Genomic DNA, 15,692 nt, shown 5'->3' with positions numbered 1-15,692 from the left:
GGGCAGGGGGCGTTTACTTGTTGACCGGCCGTTACCTCGGCCACACGAGTAGACGAGCACAAGCACACGTACAGGATTGCGAGCACCGGTGCAGAAGAAGCGGTCTCGGAAGAACGGCACCGCCGCCGACGGCCCGGCCCCCGCAGGACGCCGCGTCCGCGTGCGCCGCAGGCTGGTCGTCGGCGTTGCCGTCGCCGGCCTCACCGTCCTCGCGGCAGGCACACCCGCCGTCGTCACCGCCGCGAGGGAGCTGAACGACTCCCAGCGGCTGGTCACCCTCGCCGAGCAGACCGGGCAGATCCTCACCGCCGCGCACGTCCTCGCCGACGAACGCGACGCCGTGGTCGAGTACGCCGCCAAGGGCCGGCCCGGCGCCGCCCGGGGCGCCCTCCAGGAACGCATCCTGCGTACCGACCGGCAGATCGCCGAGGCCGCCACCGAGGTCGACGAACCCCTCGCGGTGGCCCTCGCCCGCGTCGCGGCCGTCCGCACCGAGGCCATCGACGGCAAGGGCACCGCCCTCGCCGCCCACCAGGCCTACACGGGCGTCATCGCGGAACTCCTCGCGCCGGGCGACCGGCTCGCCGAGCTGACCCCGCCGCGCGCCGGGGCCGCCCTCACCACCACCCGCCCCCTCGCCCCGCTGGGCCAGGCCGTGGAACAGGCCTCGGCCACCCGCGGACTGCTGCTCGCCGCACTGGGCGTCCCCCGCGGCGACCAGCCCCCGGGCTCGGCCGCGGTCGACGAACTCACCACCGCCGCCCAGCGTTCGCGCGTACGGGAACTGGCCGCCCTGGACGACTTCGCGCGGGCCGCGCGGCCCGACGTGCGCCAGACCCTCACCGCCACCGTCACCGGCCCCGAGGTCAAGACGGCCGACGACTTCCTCAAGCGGCTCACCGACCGGCCCACCCTGACCCCGGCCGACCGCAAGGCCGACGGAGCCGCCGTCGGCAGCGCGCTCACCGCCCGCATCGACCGGATGCGGACCGTCGAGGCCACCCTCGCGAGCCAGCGGTCCTCCGCCCTGGCCTCCCTGCGCGACGACGACGTGACCCGGCTCGAAACCCTGGTCGCCCTGCTCGGCCTGCTGTTCCTGATCGCCGTCGGCGTCTCGACCGCCGTCGCCCGCTCGCTGACCCGGCCGCTGTCGGTCCTGCGGCGCGGCGCGGCGCGGCTGGCGACGCCGGAGGGCTCGGTGGAACCGGTGCGGTTCACCGGCCGCAACGACGAGTTCGCCGAGGTCGTGCGCCACCTGAACGCGGTGCGCGACCAGACGGTCTCCCTGCACACCCGGATCGCCGGGCTCGACGCCGACCGCCGCCGGATCATCGGCCGCAACGAGGCGCTGAACGCCGGCCGGGACGTGCTGGAGGAGGAGCTGACGAAGCTGCGGGCGGGGCTGGAGGAGCACCGCCGCGTCATGTCGACGACCTCCGTCTCGCTGTCGCTGCGGACCCTGGGCCTGGTCGAGCGCCAGCTCGCGGTCATCGAGGAGCTGGAGTCCAAGGAGCAGGACCCGGACCGGCTCGCGACCCTGTTCAAGCTCGACCACCTGGCGACCGTGATGCGCCGCCACAACGAGAACCTGCTGGTCCTGGCCGGGCAGGAGCACGGCCACGGGCAGGTGCTGCCGGTGCCGCTGGTCGACGTGATGCGGGCCGCCGTCAGCGAGATCGAGCGCTACGAGCGCGTCGACCTCGCCGCGCTGCCCTCGTACACCCAGGTCGCCGGGCACGCGGCCGACGACCTCTCGCACGTGCTGGCCGAGCTGCTGGAGAACGCGACCACGTTCTCGCCGCCGGACGTCAAGGTGAAGGTGTCCGGCTGGACGCTGGACTCCGGTGACGTGGTGCTGTCCGTCGTGGACGAGGGCATCGGGGTCACCGAGGACCGGCTGGAATCGCTGAACTCCCGGCTGTCCACGCCCGAGGCGTACGACGAGGAGCCCGAGGCCGAGCACGGCCTGGGCCTCGGCCTGTACGTGGCCGGGCGGCTCGCGGCGCGGCACGGGGTCACGGCGGAACTGCGCGCCGGACGGCACGGCGGGACCGAGGCCCTGGTGGTCGTCCCGGCGGCGCTGCTGCCCGCCACCCCGCCGGTCTCCCCGGTCCACACCCTGGCCACGCCGGGCGCGCCCGCGCTGCACCTGCCGGGCGTGATCGCCGAGGCCAACGAGAACACCCTCCCGCCCCGCCGCCGAGGCACCCACGCCGCCCCGGACCCCACCGACCAGGCCACCGCCACAGACCAGGCCACCGCCGACGCCCCGGCCACCCCGGCCGACGCCGACGCCACGGAGCAGGCCACCCAGGCTGCCGCCAACTCCGCTGCGGAGCCGACGGCCCCGGCTGCCGCCGACGAGTCCGCGGCTTCGGCCGACACGGAGGCGGAGTCCGCCTTCCGCGTGCCCACCACCACGGTGGCCCCGGTGACCCTGGCCGAGGCCCTCGCCGGCCCGACCACCACCGAGCCGCCCCTTCCCCCCGCCGACCAGATCTTCACGGCCGAGCCCCCGGCTGGGGACGCACCCGCGGAGCAGATCCTCACGGCCGATCCCCTCGCAGGGGCCCTGGCCGAGCAGGACTTCACGGCCGAGCCCCCCGCAGGGGACCTGGCCGAGGAGGACTTCACCGCCGAGCCCCCGTCAGGGGACGTGCCCGCGGAGCAGATCTTCACGGCTGAGCCCCCCGCGGGGGACCTGGTGGAGCAGGCCTTCACCGCCGATCCCCTCGCAGGGGACCTGGTGGAGCGGGCCTTCACCGCCGATCCCCTCGCAGGGGACCTGGCGGAGCAGGCCCTCACCGCCGAGCCCCCGTCAGGAGAGGTGCCCGCGGAGCAGATCTTCACGGCCGAGCCCCCCGCGGGGGACTTGGTGGAGCAGGCTTTCGCGGCCGAGCCCCCGTCAGGGGACGTGCCCGCAGAGCAGGTCTTCACGGCCGAGCCCCCCGCAGGGGTCCCGGCTGGGGACCTGGCCGAGCAGGCTTTCACCGCCGAGCCCCCCGCAGGGGACCCGCACACGCATGCCCCCGCCGAAGGCAACTGGCTTCCCCGTCAGGGCAGCCACCCCGCCGACACCGCCGAGGCCGTCACCGACAAGGGCCTGCCGAAGCGGACCCCGCGCACCGTCACCGCCGGGCGCGCGGACGACGTACGGCCGCCCGAGCCACCGCGCCGGATCGACGCCGACGAACTCCGGCGCCGGCTCGGCGGTTTCTACCAGGGAGCCCAGGACGGGCGACGCGTCGTCGCCGCCGAGCTCGCCCAGGACCACGCGCAGGACCAGGGGCAGGGACACAGCAAGACCGACCAGGGGGACACCGCACAGGAGGCACGCACATGACCGCGCCCAGTACGTACGGACTGAGCACCCAGGCCCGCAACCTGCAATGGCTGCTGACCGACCTGGTCGAGGAGGTGCCCGGCGTCAACTCCGTCGCCGTCGTCTCCTCGGACGGGCTGCTGCTCCTGTCCTCCGACCCGGCGACGGGCAGCGCGGGCGGCGCGGGCGAGCCACAGACCAAGGACAGGCCGAAGGGCCCGCGCGGGGCGTCCGCCGACCTCGCCACCATCGTGTCCGGCCTCGGCAGCCTCACCACCGGCGCCGCCGCCCTCATGGAGACCGGCGCCGTCAAGCAGACCATGGTCGCGATGGAGCACGGCTCCGTCTTCGTCATGGCCATCAGCGACGGCTCACTGCTGGGCGTGCACGCCACCCCCGACTGCGACATGAGCGTCGTGGCCTACCACATGGCCCTGTTCGTCGGCCGCGCCGGCCACGTCCTGACCCCCGAAGTCCGCAGCGAGCTGCGCCAGTCGATGGAGAACACCCCGTGAGGAGTACGGCCTCCGACCGGCTGCCGATACGCGGCGCCGACCGCCGCCCCGCCCGCGTCCGCCCGTACTCCCTCACGGGCGGCCGCACCCGGTTCACCCAGGTCCTGAACGTCGAGACCTTCGTCGCCGCCCTGGACACCAAGGTGTCGGAGCCGCGGAAGCCCGACCGCATGCCCGAGATGCCCGCCATCGTCGAGGTCTGCCGCCGCATGCGCACGATCGCCGAGATAGCCGCGCTGCTGAAGCTGCCGCTCGGGGTGGTCCGCGTGCTCGTCAGCGACCTCGCCGACCAGGGCCGGATACGGGTCTACGGGACCGGCCACGGTACGGGCCGTCCCGAACGCGCGCTGCTGGAAAGGGTGCTCAGTGGTCTTCGCCGTCTCTGATCAGCCGGTGTCGCCGGCCGTGGACGACGAGCCCGTCCAGCCCTGGCAATACGACCGTTCCCGCGCGCCCGTCGCCGTCAAGGTGCTGGTCGCGGGCGGCTTCGGCGTCGGCAAGACCACCTTCGTCTCCTCCGTCTCCGAGATCACCCCGCTGCGCACCGAGGCGGTGATGACCCAGGCCAGCGTCCCGACCGACGACCTGTCCGGCACCCCGGACAAGAACACCACCACCGTCGCCATGGACTTCGGCCGCGTCACCCTCGACGACGACCTCGTGCTCTACGTGTACGGGACCCCGGGCCAGGAGCGGTTCTGGTTCATGTGGGACGACCTGGTGCGCGGGGCCATCGGCGGGCTCGTGCTGGCCGACACCCGCCGGCTGCGCGACTGCTTCCCGGCCCTCGACTACTTCGAGAGCTGCGGGCTGCCGTACGCCGTCGCCGTCAACCACTTCGACGGCTCCCAGTCGTACGAGCCGCAGGACGTGCGCGAGGCGCTCAGCGTCCCGGCCCACGTACCCGTCGTGATCATGGACGCGAGGCGCCGGCACACCGTGATCGAGTCCCTGCTGGCCCTGGTGGGCCACGCCCTCGACACCACTCCCGAATAGCCCCGCAGACCCGAATCGAGAACGTGAGATGCGCAAGATACTCGTCGTCGGAGCCGGCCAGTCCGGTCTCCAGCTCGCCCTCGGCCTCCAGTCGAAGGGGTACGAGGTCACCCTCATGTCCAACCGGACGGCGGACGAGATACGCACCGGCCGGGTCATGTCGACGCAGTGCATGTTCGACACGGCGCTCCAGCACGAGCGCGACCTCCGGATCAACTTCTGGGAGCAGCAGGCCCCGAAGATCGAGGGCCTCGGCGTCTCCGTCGCCGCCCCCGACGCCGGCCGCGCCGTCGACTGGCTGGGCCGCCTCAAGGGGTACGCCCAGTCCGTCGACCAGCGCGTGAAGATGGCCGGCTGGCTGGACACCTTCGCGCAGCGCGGCGGGCAGCTGGTCGTCCACGGCGCGTCCGTCGCCGACCTCGACTACTTCTCCCGTACGTACGACCTGGTGCTGGTCGCCGCCGGCAAGGGCGAGCTGGTGTCGATGTTCGGACGGGACGCGGCGCGGTCCCCGTACGACGCCCCGCAGCGCGCGCTGGCCGTCTCGTACGTGCACGGGCTCGGGCCGCGCGCCGAGCACCCGGACACGGAGGCCGTGCGCTGCAACCTGGTCCCGGGCGTGGGCGAGCTGTTCGTGATGCCGACCCTGACCACCTCGGGCCGGGCGGACATCCTGTTCTGGGAGGGCCTCCCGGGCGGTCCGCTCGACGTCTTCAACGGGGTCAAGGACCCGTCGGAGCACCTGGCGCTCACGCTGGAGCTGATGGAGAAGTTCACGCCGTGGGAGTACGCCCGGGCGACGAAGGTGGAGCTGACGGACGCGGGCGGGACGCTGGCCGGGCGCTACGCGCCGGTGGTCCGCAACCCGATCGGGCGGCTGCCCGGCGGCGGCCTGGTGCTGGGCGTCGCGGACGTGGTCGTCGCCAACGACCCGATCACCGGGCAGGGCTCGAACTCCGCCGCCAAGTGCGCGGCCTCGTACCTCTCCTCGATCCTGATGCACGGGGACAACCCGTTCGACGAGGCGTGGATGAAGGCGACCTTCGACAAGTTCTGGTTCACCACGGGCAAGCCGGTGACCCAGTGGACGAACGCCATGCTGGGCGTCCCGCCGGAGCACGTGCTCAACCTGATCGGCGCGGCCGGGCAGCTGCAGCCGGTGGCGGATCGATTCGCCAACGGCTTCGACAACCCGGCCGACTTCGACGCGTACTTCTACGACCCCGAGGACGCGGCGGACTACGTGGCCGAGGTCGCCTCGTCGGTCGCGGCGTCCTCGGAGGGTGCCTCCTCGGACGAGTAACCGGCGTCCTCGTCCCCCGCCGCGCCCGTCGTGCCCGCCGCTTCCGCCCCGGGCAGCGGCGGGGGAGTGAACTCCGTGAGCGGGGTGCCGCCGGGGTCCGGGCGCACGGCGCCGAGGAGCGGGTTCGCGGCGAGGGGCGAGACCTTCACCTTCGCCCCCGGCCGCGGCGCCTGGATCACCTTGCCCTCGCCCACGTACAGGGCCACGTGCGTGGCCTTGGGGAAGTAGACGACCAGGTCCCCGGGACGGAGCTGGTCCAGCGGCACCTTCGGCAGCTGCGCCCACTGCTCCTGGCTGGTCCGCGGGATGGTGCGCCCGGCGTGCGCCCAGGCCTGCGAGGTGAGCCCGGAGCAGTCGAAGGACCCCGGGCCCTCGGCGCCCCAGACGTACGGTTTGCCGATCTGCGCCGCCGCGTAGGTGAGGGCGGCGCCGCCGGCCGCGGTGGGGGTGCCGGTGCGGGCGGGGAGCCGGCCGGAGTCCAGCAGGTCGCGCTGCGCGGCCGCGGTGTTCTCGGCCTCCCGCGCGCCGAGCCGGGTGAGCTGCTCGGGGGTCAGCGAGGCGAGCACCCGCTCGACCTCCTTGAGCTGCGCCGCGACCTCGTCCTTGTGGAGCTTCTGCCGCGCCGCCAGGGTCTGCCGGGTGTCCAGGGCCTTGCGGGCCCGGACGGCGAGCGCGTCGGCCTTCTTCTCGCCGCGCGTGAGCCGGCTGAGCACGCCGGCCTGCCGGGCGCCCTCGCGGGCGGTGAGCCGGCGCTGTTCCAGGGCCGCCTGGGGGGTGCCGGCGAGCAGCATCCGGGCGTAGGGGGAGAGGCCCCGGGTGCCCTGGTACTGCTCCCGGGCCAGCCGCCCGACGAGGGCCCTCTCCGAGTCGAGGGCGGTACGGGCCCGGCCGAGGTCGGTGGTGCGCCGCCGCTCCTCCTCCTCGCCGGCCTTGAGGGCGACCTCGGTGGCGTTGTACGCCTCGGCGGCCTCCTCCGCCTTCTGGTAGAGCCCCTGCAGCCGGGTGAGCAGCACCCCGACCGACTCCGCCTCGGGGCGGGCGGGCTCGGCCCCGGCACGCGGGACCGGTCCGGCGACGAGGAGCGCCGCGGCGATGCAGACGGCGCGAAGCGGCCGATATGACATGGGATCACCTCCGAGGCGGCCGATGCTGCCACGCCCGGTATGACAAATCGTCCAACGGTGTCGGCCGGTCGCGGAGTGCCACCCGGTTGGAGGAGGGTCCCGCGTGGTCGGCGCCGGTCTCCGGCGGGCCGGCATCGAAAACCGGTTCGGGGCCGGGGGAGGGGCTGTGGGATCCTCACCAGCGATGAACACCTTTGCCATGCACCGCACCACCGTCTGCACGGTCGCCGCCGTCGCGATCGCCCTCACCGCCCTGTCCGGCTGCACGGACGCGCCCGCCGGGGCGGCCGCCCCGGCGGCGCCCGCGGCCACTCCCGCCGGAGCCGCGGCCTCTTCCGCCGCGCCCGTCGCGGGGGCGTTCGACCCCGAGGCGGCCCTCGCCGAGGCCGAGAAGTCGCCCTACGCGGCCTCCGTGAAGTTCACCTCCGAGGCCGCCGGCCAGGAGATCTCGACCACGACCGGCCGGTCCAACCTCGGCACCCTCTACACCGGCCGGGCGGAGGTCCGTTCCGCGGGCGGGAGTCCGGGCGCCCCGGCCCTCTGGACGGAGACCGTCACGACGGCCGACGCCAACTACGTCCGCAACCGCGCCGTGGCCGGCGGCGACTGGATGAAGACGCCCCGCTCCGCGGGCAACAACGAGGCGGACTACGCCGGTTACGCCAAACTGCTGCTCGCCGCCGGGCCCTCGGCCCGCAAGGGCATGGAGGACCAGGGCGGGACTCCCGCCTATCACCTGACCGGGCACCTCGGCATCGACCAGGTGGCCTCCGTCGATCCGCGCACCCACCGCTCGATGAAGGCCAAGGGCGTCACCGGCTTCGACATCGACCAGTGGATCGACAGCCAGGGCCGCACCCTGCGCTTCGAGCAGCGCATGGAGCTGCGCGGTACGCCCGCCGCCAACAAGGGCACCTTCGGCGAGTTCGGCCCCGTCGAGACCTTCGCCGCGCCGACCGGCTGATCAACCCCGGGATCCACCCTGGCATTCGTGCGGTTGTTCTGATGGACTCCGCGGATGGTGCTCCTGCTTCTGCTGCTCGTTCCGGCCGCGCCGCTCGTGACCCTCGGGCTCCTCGGCTACGGCCTGGGCACCCTCGGCCGCCGCGGGCGGTACCGGAGCGCGGCCGCGCTGCTGGGCGCCGTCGCGGCCGGTTTCTACACGTGGGGGCTGCTCCACGTCGCCGGTGCCGTGGTGAGCGCGGAGGACGGCGGAGCCTCGTCGTCGCCGCTCCTGCCCTGCCGGACGCCGGGGCAGGAGGAACGGGCCTCGAAGGTCATCGACTACAGCGTGGACTACGTGCCCCTCCGGTTCGTCTGCGAGACGACCGGCGGCGGGCGCTACGCCGGCGAGTCCGTCCCCGGCTACGTCAATCCGGCCGTGGCGGTCTTCGCGCTGGCCGCCCTCGTCTGCGGGGCCGCCCCGGCCGTGGTGTCCGGGCGCCGCGCCGCGAAGGGTCCGGCCGTGTGACGCGGCCGCGCGGCGTCAGTCGCGCAGCAGGCGGGCCTTGGCCGCCGTGAACTCCTGCGGGGTCAGCAGGCCCTCGCGGGCCAGGTCGGCCAGTTGCCCGAGCTCCGCCACCAGGGGGGTCCCGGGCGCGGTCGCCGTCGGGGCGGCCGTCCCCCCGCCGTCCCTTTCCTCCTCCGGCTCGGGTCCGGACTCGGGCGCCGGTTCAGGTTCAGGTCCAGGTTCCCATTCCGGTTCCCATTCCTGTTCCTGTTCCCGTTCCGCCGGGGCCTGAGCAGCCTGGACGCCCCGCGCCGGCAGGCCCCGGCGTGGCGGCCCGTCGGGGCCCACCGCACCCGTCGTGTCCTGCACCGCCCCGGCCGCCCGGGCCAGCAGACCGCGCAGCAACGGGTGCCCCGCCGGGCGCTGGGCCGGGCGCACCGTCGCTCCCACGGGCCGGATGAACATCAGGCGACCCCCGCCCGGGGGTCCGCCGGGATCCGGTCCGGCGGGATCCGGACCGAGCCGACGATCCGCCCGCCCGCCGCCCGTACGGCGACCGCCGCGTCCTCGGCCCACACGTGCTCGACCACCAGCAGCAGCGCACAGCTCCCGCGCTCCAGCAGCCCCGCCGCCTCCTGCACGTCCTCCGGTCCGATGAGCCGTGCCACGTCCCGCCCCGTCAGCAGGCCGTGCAGCTCCACGAACTCGTCGAACTCCGCCGCGAGCACCTCGCCCGAGGCGGTCCTCGTCGCCACGAGCCCGTCGATCAGCCGGACCACCCCCGCCTTGCGCAGCCCCATCACGGCCTCGATCGCAGGGACCCGGAGCTGCTCCTCCGGGAAGGCGAGGACGATGAATTCCACGGGTCCCATACGCCTCGGCTCCTCACGTGTGACCGTTTTTGACGACTCTTCGGCACACTATGACATAAGCGGACATACCATCCGTCTGCTTGCTACGTTTCGCGTATGACCGCTCTGACGGCGAAGGTGACGGAGCCCGCGCCCCCGCCCCCCGACGCCGGCGCCCCCAAGCGCCGCGGCGTCGAGCTGACGCTCCTCGCCGGCGCCGTCCTGGTCTCCGTCCTCGGCCACCTCTACGTCGGCCTCGCCACCACCGGCCACATTCCCCGCCTCGCCGGCCGGTACGCCGCCGGGCTCGGCGCCGCCGCCCTGCTCGCGCACCTCGCCGTCCGGTTCAGGGCCCCGTACGCCGACCCGCTCGTGCTGCCGATCGCCGTCCTGCTCAACGGTCTCGGGCTGGTCTTCATCCAGCGCCTCGACGCGACCACCCCCGGCCACCTCACCGCCGGGGACCAGCTCCGCTGGTCCGCCCTCGGGATGGCGCTCTTCGTCCTCGTCGTCGCGCTGCTCCGCGACCACCGTGTGCTGCAGCGCTACGCGTACCTGTCGGTGGCCGCCGCCCTCGTGCTGATGCTGGTCCCCGTCTTCTTCCCCGCCGTCAACGGCGCGCACATCTGGATCAGGTTCGCCGGACTCTCCTTCCAGCCGGGGGAGTTCGCCAAGATCCTGCTCGCCGTCTTCTTCGCCTCCTACCTCGCCGCGAACCGCACCGCCCTCGCCCTCACCGGCCGCCGGCTCTTCTGGAAGCTGCGCCTGCTCCCCGGCCGCGTCCTCGGCCCGATCCTCGCGATCTGGCTGCTCAGCGTCGGCCTGCTCGTCCTGGAGCGGGACCTGGGGACCTCGCTGCTGTTCTTCGGACTGTTCGTGATCATGCTGTTCACCGCCACCGGGCGGATCGGCTGGATCGCGATCGGACTGCTGCTCGCCGCCCTCGGCGCGTACGCCGTCGGGACCTTCGAACCGCACGTGCACAGCCGCGTCAACGACTGGCTGAACCCTTTCGCCTCCATCGAACGCGGCGAAGGCCCCGGCCAGCTCGCCCAGTCCCTCTTCGCCTTCGGCGCCGGCGGCCTGCTCGGCGCCGGGCTCGGCCACGGCCACTCCTTCCTCATCGGCTTCGCCGCCAAGTCGGACTTCATCCTCGCCACCGCCGGCGAGGAGCTCGGCCTCGTCGGCCTCGCCGCGATCCTGCTCCTCTACGGGCTCCTCGTCGCCCGCGGCTTCCGCGCCGGCCTCGCGCTGCGCGACCCCTTCGGCCGGCTGCTCGCCACCGGGCTCGCCTCGATCGTCGCCCTCCAGGTGTTCGTCATCGCGGGCGGAGTCACCGGGCTGATCCCGCTCACCGGCATGGCCATGCCCTTCCTCGCCCAGGGCGGCTCCTCCGTCGTCACCAACTGGATCATCGTCGCGCTGCTCGTCCGGCTGAGCGACAGCGCCCGCAGACCGCGCCCCGCCGACGAGGGGGCCCGGTGATCCGCTACATCCGCTGGTGCGCGTACTTCTGCGCCCTGCTGCTCGTCGCCCTGCTGGTCAACATCGCCCGCGTACAGGTCTGGGAGTCCGCCGCCTACGGCGCGAACCCGGCCAACAAACGCCCCGCCATCGAGCGCTACGCGAAGCCGCGCGGGGACATCCTGGTCGACGGGCGGCCCGTCACCGGCTCCCGCGACAGCGGCCAGCTGCTGCGCTACGAGCGCACCTACACGAACGGCCCGCTCTACGCGCCCGTCACCGGCTTCTCCTCCCAGACGTACGGGACCAGCTTCGTGGAGCGCGCCGAGGACGCGGTCCTGTCGGGCACGGACCCCGGCCTCTCGGCCTTCCCGCTCTGGTACGACCTGGCCCGCGGCCGCCCGGCCGGCGGGAACGCCGCCATCACCGTCCGCTCCGGCATGCAGCTGGCCGCGTACGCCGGGCTCGCGGGCAAGCGCGGGGCGGTCGCCGCTGTCGAGCCGGCCACCGGGAGGATCCTCGCGCTGGTCAGCAGCCCCTCGTACGACCCGGCGGAGCTGTCCGGGACGGGCGCGCGGGTGCAGGCGGCCTGGGTGCGGCTGAACGCGGACCCGGCCAAGCCGATGCTCAACCGGGCGCTCCGCGAGACGTACCCGCCCGGCTCCACCTTCAAGATCGTGACGGCGGCGGCCGCCCTCGACGCGGGCGTGGTCACCGACGTGGACGCGCCGACCCGCACCCCCGACCCCTACCCGCTGCCCGGGACCAGCACCCTGCTGCCGAACGCGGCCACGGGCTGCGAGGACGCCTCGATGGCCGACGCGGTGCAGTGGTCCTGCAACACGGTGATGGCGAAGATCGGTGTACAGGTCGGGCTGAACGCGATGGTGGAGGCGGCCCGCCGCTTCGGGTTCAACGGCGACGGGCTCCGCGTGCCCTCCTGGGTATCCCGGTCGACCTTCGACACCGACATGAGCCAGGACCAGCTGGCCCTGTCCTCGATCGGCCAGTTCAACACCAAGGCCACCCCTCTCCAGATGGCGATGGTGGCGGCGGCGGTCGCCAACGGCGGCGAGCTCGTGTCGCCCTACCTGGTGGAACGCACCACCCAGGACGACGGCTCCCCGGTCCGGCGCGGGGACCGGCGCAGCCTGGGCCGGGCGATGAACCCGGCCACCGCGCTGCGGATGCAGGAACTGATGGTGAAGGTGGTGGAGAACGGGACGGGCCGGAACGCGGCGATCCCGGGCGCGGTGGTCGGCGGCAAGACCGGCACCGCACAGCACGGCGTCGGCAACGCCGGCACCCCGTACGCCTGGTTCATCTCCTGGGCCAAGGCCGAAGGCGCGCCGCTGCCGGCGGTCGCGGTGGCGGTGGTGGTCGAGGACGCGGCGGCGGACCGCGGCGACATCAGCGGCAACAGCGCGGCCGCACCGATCGCCCGGTCGGTGATGGAAGCAGCCCTGTCCCCGACCCCCCAGCCCTAGCTCGTCCCTTCCGGACCCTGCCGGGTCGGGTGTGTGCAGGGGCGCTCCCCGCAGGGCGTCGAACGCAAGGTGCCCCGGCCCTCCGACCCCCCGACACGTTCGACGCCCGAGGAGACGCCCCGGAACGCGCCCGGCCCACCACAACCGCCGCACGCCCGGGCCGAGGCCCCCGCAGCCCTAGCCGGAGGCTCCATCGCGAACCGTCGCCTCCACCTCCGCCACCCGCCGCGCCTCCTCGGCCGCGAAGCGCTCGCGGTCCAGGACCTCGGCGATCTCCTCGTCCTGGCTCATCAGCAGGTCCAGGTTGGAGTCGCCCATCTCGAAGACGCCCATGTCCACGTACGCCTGCTGGAGCCGCTCGCCCCACAGCCCGATGTCCTTCACACACGGCACGATCCGGCTGAACAGCAGCTTCCGGAACAGGTGCAGGAACTCCGACTGCTCGCTGAACCGCTCCGCCTCCTTCCTCGGGATGCCGAAGTTCTCCAGCACCTCCACCCCGCGCAGCCGGTCCCGCATCAGGTGGCAGCCCTCGATCACGAACTCCTCGCGCTCGCGCAGTTCGGCGTCCGTCAGCTGCTTGTAGTAGTCCCGCAGCGCCATCCGCCCGAACGCCACGTGCCGGGCCTCGTCCTGCATCACGTACGCCAGGATCTGCTTCGGCAGCGGCTTGTCCGTCGTGTCGCGGATCATGCCGAAGGCGGCGAGCGCCAGCCCCTCGATGAGCACCTGCATGCCCAGGTACGGCATGTCCCAGCGGGAGTCGCGCAAGGTGTCGCCCAGCAGCTCCTGCAGGCTGCCGTTGATCGGGTACAGCATCCCGACCTTCTCGTGCAGGAAGCGCCCGAAGACCTCGGCGTGCCGGGCCTCGTCCATGGTCTGCGTGGCGGAGTAGAACTTCGCGTCCAGGTCCGGCACCGACTCCACGATGCGCGCCGCGCACACCATCGCGCCCTGTTCGCCGTGCAGGAACTGGCTGAACTGCCACGCGCTGTAGTGCCGGCGCAGTTCGCCCTTGTCCTTCTCGGTGAGCTTGGCCCAGTGCCGCGTGCCGTAGAGCGTCAGCGACTCGTCGGGGGTGCCGAGCGGATCGTACGGGTCCACCTCGATGTCCCAGTCGATGCGCTTGGCGCCGTCCCACTGCTTGTCCTTGCCCTTCTGGTAGAGGGCGAGGAGCCGCTCGCGGCCGTCGTCGTACTCCCAGTTGAAGCGGGCGGAGCCGGAGGCGGGAACCTGCCAGACGGCTTCGCCCGGGTCCTCGGTGTAGAGCTCGTGCGTCGACATTGACGCCTCCTCGTCTCACGTACTGCCGTGCGGGACCGGATGGTTGGCAGGGTCACACGTTGGTAGACACGGGGTCAACAAGTCGTGCGCGAGGGATTGACGACCTTGCTGACAGGCAGTCTCATAAGAAGTGACCGCCGGTAACTCGACCACGAGGTGTCCGAAACCATGACGACCGTGACCGAACGAGCCGCGCTCAGGGACGCCCTCGGCCTGCTGAAGGACCGGGAGCAGATCGCCGAGCGACTGCTCGAATCCTCGGCCAAGCACTCCTTCGACCCCGACAAGGAACTCGACTGGGACGCCCCCGCGGTCGAGGGCAAGTACTACTGGCCGCCCGAACTGCTCTCCCTCTACGACACCCCGCTCTGGAAGAAGATGGGGGAGGAGCAGCGCATCGACCTCTCCCGGCACGAGGCGGCGGCGCTCGGCTCGCTCGGCATCTGGTTCGAGATCATCCTGATGCAGCTGATGGTCCGGCACATCTACGACAAGTCGCTGACCAGCAATCACGTGCGCTACGCCCTCACCGAGATCGCCGACGAGTGCCGCCACTCGATGATGTTCGCCCGCATGATCAAGCAGAGCGGCAGTCCCGAGTACCCGGTCTCCCGCCTCAACCACAACCTCGCCCGGATCCTGAAGACCGTCTCCACCACCCCCGGCTCCTTCGCCTGCACCCTCCTCGGCGAGGAGATCCTCGACTGGATGCAGCGCCTGACCTTCCCGGACGAGCGCGTGCAGCCGCTGGTCCGCGGGGTCACCCGGATCCACGTCATCGAGGAGGCCCGGCACGTCCGGTACGCCCGCGAGGAACTGCGCCGCCAGATGCTGACGGCCCCGCGCTGGGAGCAGGAGCTCACCCGGATCAGCTGCGGCGAGGCCGCCCGCGTGTTCTCCCTCGCCTTCGTGAACCCGGCCGTCTACGACAACGTCGGCCTGGACCGCCGCGAAGCCGTCGCCCAGGTCAGGGCGAGCGGCCACCGCCGCGAGGTCATGCAGACCGGCGCGAAGCGGCTCACCGACTTCCTCGACGACATCGGCGTCCTGCGCGGGGTCGGCCGGAGGCTGTGGAAGAGCTCCGGACTCCTGGCCTAGGCCCTGGCCGGGCGCCGCTGGGCCACGGAGATCGCCCGGACCGGTCCCGGGCCGTCACGGTCGGGCTACCCTGCGGTCATGACCGTACGCGCCTACCGCAGGCTCAGCGTCGAGGAGCGGCGAGCCCAACTCCTCGACGCGGCCCTCTCGCTGTTCGCGCACCGGGCGCCGGAGGAGGTCTCGCTCGACGACGTCGCCGAGGCCGCCGGGGTCTCGCGCCCGCTCGTCTACCGCTACTTCCCGGGCGGCAAGCAGCAGCTCTACGAGGCCGCCCTCCGCTCGGCGGCGGACCTCCTCGAACTCTGCTTCGCCGAACCCCAGCAGGGACCCCTGACCCAGCGCCTGGCCCGGGCCCTGGACCGCTACCTCGCCTTCGTCGACGAACACGACGCCGGCTTCGCCGCCCTCCTCCAGGGCGGCAGCGTCGTGGAGACCTCCCGCACCACGGCGACGGTGGACGGCATCCGCCGGGCCGCGGCCGACCAGATCCTCGTCCACCTGGGCGTCCCGTCCCCCGGCCCCCGGCTGCGCATGATGGTCCGTACGTGGATCACGGCGGTCGAGGCGGCCTCCCTGATATGGATCGACGAGGGCAAGCAGCCGGAGGTCGACCGCCTCCGGGACTGGCTCCTGGACCAGTTCATCGCCCTGCTGACGGCCACCGCGGCCACCGACCCCGAAACCGCGGCGGCCGCGCGCGCCGCGCTCGCGCTGGAATCGGCGGACGGCCCGGTCGGGGTCCTGGCCCGCCGCGTGATCCCCGTGGTCTCCGAGGCCGCCCACCTGCTGTGACACTGG

15 protein-coding genes are annotated in these 15,692 nt (G+C 73.2%); 11 read left to right on the top strand and 4 right to left on the bottom strand.

Translation table 11 applies throughout. The features are described 5' to 3' along the window. Nucleotides 1-88: 88 nt before the first annotated feature. The 5 genes from ACIPYQ_RS20865 to ACIPYQ_RS20845 are packed head-to-tail and all read left to right on the top strand — an operon-like array spanning nucleotide 89 to nucleotide 6,136. The gene (locus ACIPYQ_RS20865; RefSeq protein WP_401253132.1) at nucleotides 89-3,343 is read left to right on the top strand and encodes a nitrate- and nitrite sensing domain-containing protein; all 3,255 of its coding nucleotides are present in this window, start codon (nucleotides 89-91) and stop codon (nucleotides 3,341-3,343) included. Continuing rightward, nucleotides 3,340-3,837, top strand: coding sequence for a roadblock/LC7 domain-containing protein (locus ACIPYQ_RS20860; protein ID WP_401253129.1), 498 nt, complete (start codon nucleotides 3,340-3,342; stop codon nucleotides 3,835-3,837). Before ACIPYQ_RS20865 ends, ACIPYQ_RS20860 begins: the two co-directional genes overlap by 4 nt. Next, the gene (locus ACIPYQ_RS20855; protein WP_401253127.1) at nucleotides 3,834-4,223 is read left to right on the top strand and encodes a DUF742 domain-containing protein; all 390 of its coding nucleotides are present in this window, start codon (nucleotides 3,834-3,836) and stop codon (nucleotides 4,221-4,223) included. Before ACIPYQ_RS20860 ends, ACIPYQ_RS20855 begins: the two co-directional genes overlap by 4 nt. Next, a complete protein-coding gene (locus ACIPYQ_RS20850) occupies nucleotides 4,204-4,833 on the top strand; it encodes an ATP/GTP-binding protein (protein ID WP_361753133.1) in 630 nt (209 codons plus the stop codon). The genes ACIPYQ_RS20855 and ACIPYQ_RS20850 overlap by 20 nt, the downstream gene beginning before the upstream one ends. A gap of 28 nt (nucleotides 4,834-4,861) precedes the next feature. Further along, entirely contained in the window at nucleotides 4,862-6,136 is a 1,275-nt protein-coding gene (locus ACIPYQ_RS20845) for a styrene monooxygenase/indole monooxygenase family protein (RefSeq protein WP_401253124.1), read from the top strand. On the opposite strand, the gene ACIPYQ_RS20840 is transcribed toward ACIPYQ_RS20845, so the two are convergent. Continuing rightward, nucleotides 6,073-7,260 carry an NlpC/P60 family protein gene (locus tag ACIPYQ_RS20840; RefSeq protein ID WP_401253122.1) on the bottom strand — a complete coding sequence of 396 codons (1,188 nt, stop codon included), beginning with the start codon at nucleotides 7,258-7,260 and terminating at the stop codon, nucleotides 6,073-6,075. The genes ACIPYQ_RS20845 and ACIPYQ_RS20840 overlap by 64 nt on opposite strands. A 184-nt stretch (nucleotides 7,261-7,444) precedes the next feature. Here ACIPYQ_RS20840 and ACIPYQ_RS20835 point away from each other — a divergent pair, with 184 nt between their 5' ends. Further along, nucleotides 7,445-8,224 (top strand): hypothetical protein, encoded by a 780-nt coding sequence (locus tag ACIPYQ_RS20835; RefSeq protein ID WP_401253119.1) that lies wholly within the window; start codon nucleotides 7,445-7,447, stop codon nucleotides 8,222-8,224. A gap of 54 nt (nucleotides 8,225-8,278) precedes the next feature. Next, nucleotides 8,279-8,731 (top strand): hypothetical protein, encoded by a 453-nt coding sequence (locus ACIPYQ_RS20830; protein ID WP_401253117.1) that lies wholly within the window; start codon nucleotides 8,279-8,281, stop codon nucleotides 8,729-8,731. A 15-nt stretch (nucleotides 8,732-8,746) separates the two neighbouring features. On the opposite strand, the gene ACIPYQ_RS20825 is transcribed toward ACIPYQ_RS20830, so the two are convergent. Continuing rightward, nucleotides 8,747-9,160: an SHOCT domain-containing protein gene (locus tag ACIPYQ_RS20825; RefSeq protein ID WP_401253114.1), complete on the bottom strand. Its 414-nt coding sequence runs from the start codon at nucleotides 9,158-9,160 to the stop codon at nucleotides 8,747-8,749. Between the two features lie 14 nt (nucleotides 9,161-9,174). Then, on the bottom strand, nucleotides 9,175-9,582 hold the full coding sequence (locus ACIPYQ_RS20820; protein WP_401253111.1) for a DUF6325 family protein: 408 nt from the start codon (nucleotides 9,580-9,582) through the stop codon (nucleotides 9,175-9,177). Nucleotides 9,583-9,678: 96 nt separating this feature from the next. Between ACIPYQ_RS20820 and ACIPYQ_RS20815 the strand changes: the two genes are divergently transcribed. Together ACIPYQ_RS20815 and ACIPYQ_RS20810 are read left to right on the top strand one after the other, a co-directional pair. After that, complete coding sequence (locus tag ACIPYQ_RS20815; RefSeq protein ID WP_401253108.1) at nucleotides 9,679-11,046, top strand: FtsW/RodA/SpoVE family cell cycle protein; 1,368 nt, start codon at nucleotides 9,679-9,681, stop codon at nucleotides 11,044-11,046. Next, entirely contained in the window at nucleotides 11,043-12,512 is a 1,470-nt protein-coding gene (locus tag ACIPYQ_RS20810) for a penicillin-binding transpeptidase domain-containing protein (RefSeq protein WP_401253106.1), read from the top strand. Before ACIPYQ_RS20815 ends, ACIPYQ_RS20810 begins: the two co-directional genes overlap by 4 nt. A gap of 177 nt (nucleotides 12,513-12,689) precedes the next feature. On the opposite strand, the gene ACIPYQ_RS20805 is transcribed toward ACIPYQ_RS20810, so the two are convergent. Further along, the gene (locus ACIPYQ_RS20805) at nucleotides 12,690-13,796 is read right to left on the bottom strand and encodes a ferritin-like domain-containing protein (RefSeq protein WP_401253103.1); all 1,107 of its coding nucleotides are present in this window, start codon (nucleotides 13,794-13,796) and stop codon (nucleotides 12,690-12,692) included. Between the two features lie 168 nt (nucleotides 13,797-13,964). Here ACIPYQ_RS20805 and ACIPYQ_RS20800 point away from each other — a divergent pair, with 168 nt between their 5' ends. Beyond that, entirely contained in the window at nucleotides 13,965-14,894 is a 930-nt protein-coding gene (locus ACIPYQ_RS20800; RefSeq protein ID WP_401253100.1) for a diiron oxygenase, read from the top strand. Between the two features lie 78 nt (nucleotides 14,895-14,972). Then, complete coding sequence (locus ACIPYQ_RS20795; RefSeq protein WP_361753155.1) at nucleotides 14,973-15,686, top strand: helix-turn-helix domain-containing protein; 714 nt, start codon at nucleotides 14,973-14,975, stop codon at nucleotides 15,684-15,686. Nucleotides 15,687-15,692: the final 6 nt, after the last annotated feature.

Source organism: Streptomyces sp. NPDC090045 (assembly GCF_044747975.1).
Lineage (GTDB): Bacteria > Actinomycetota > Actinomycetes > Streptomycetales > Streptomycetaceae > Streptomyces.
The sequence above is the reverse complement of the archived record's forward strand: the minus strand, read 5'-3'. Positions and strand labels throughout refer to the sequence as shown.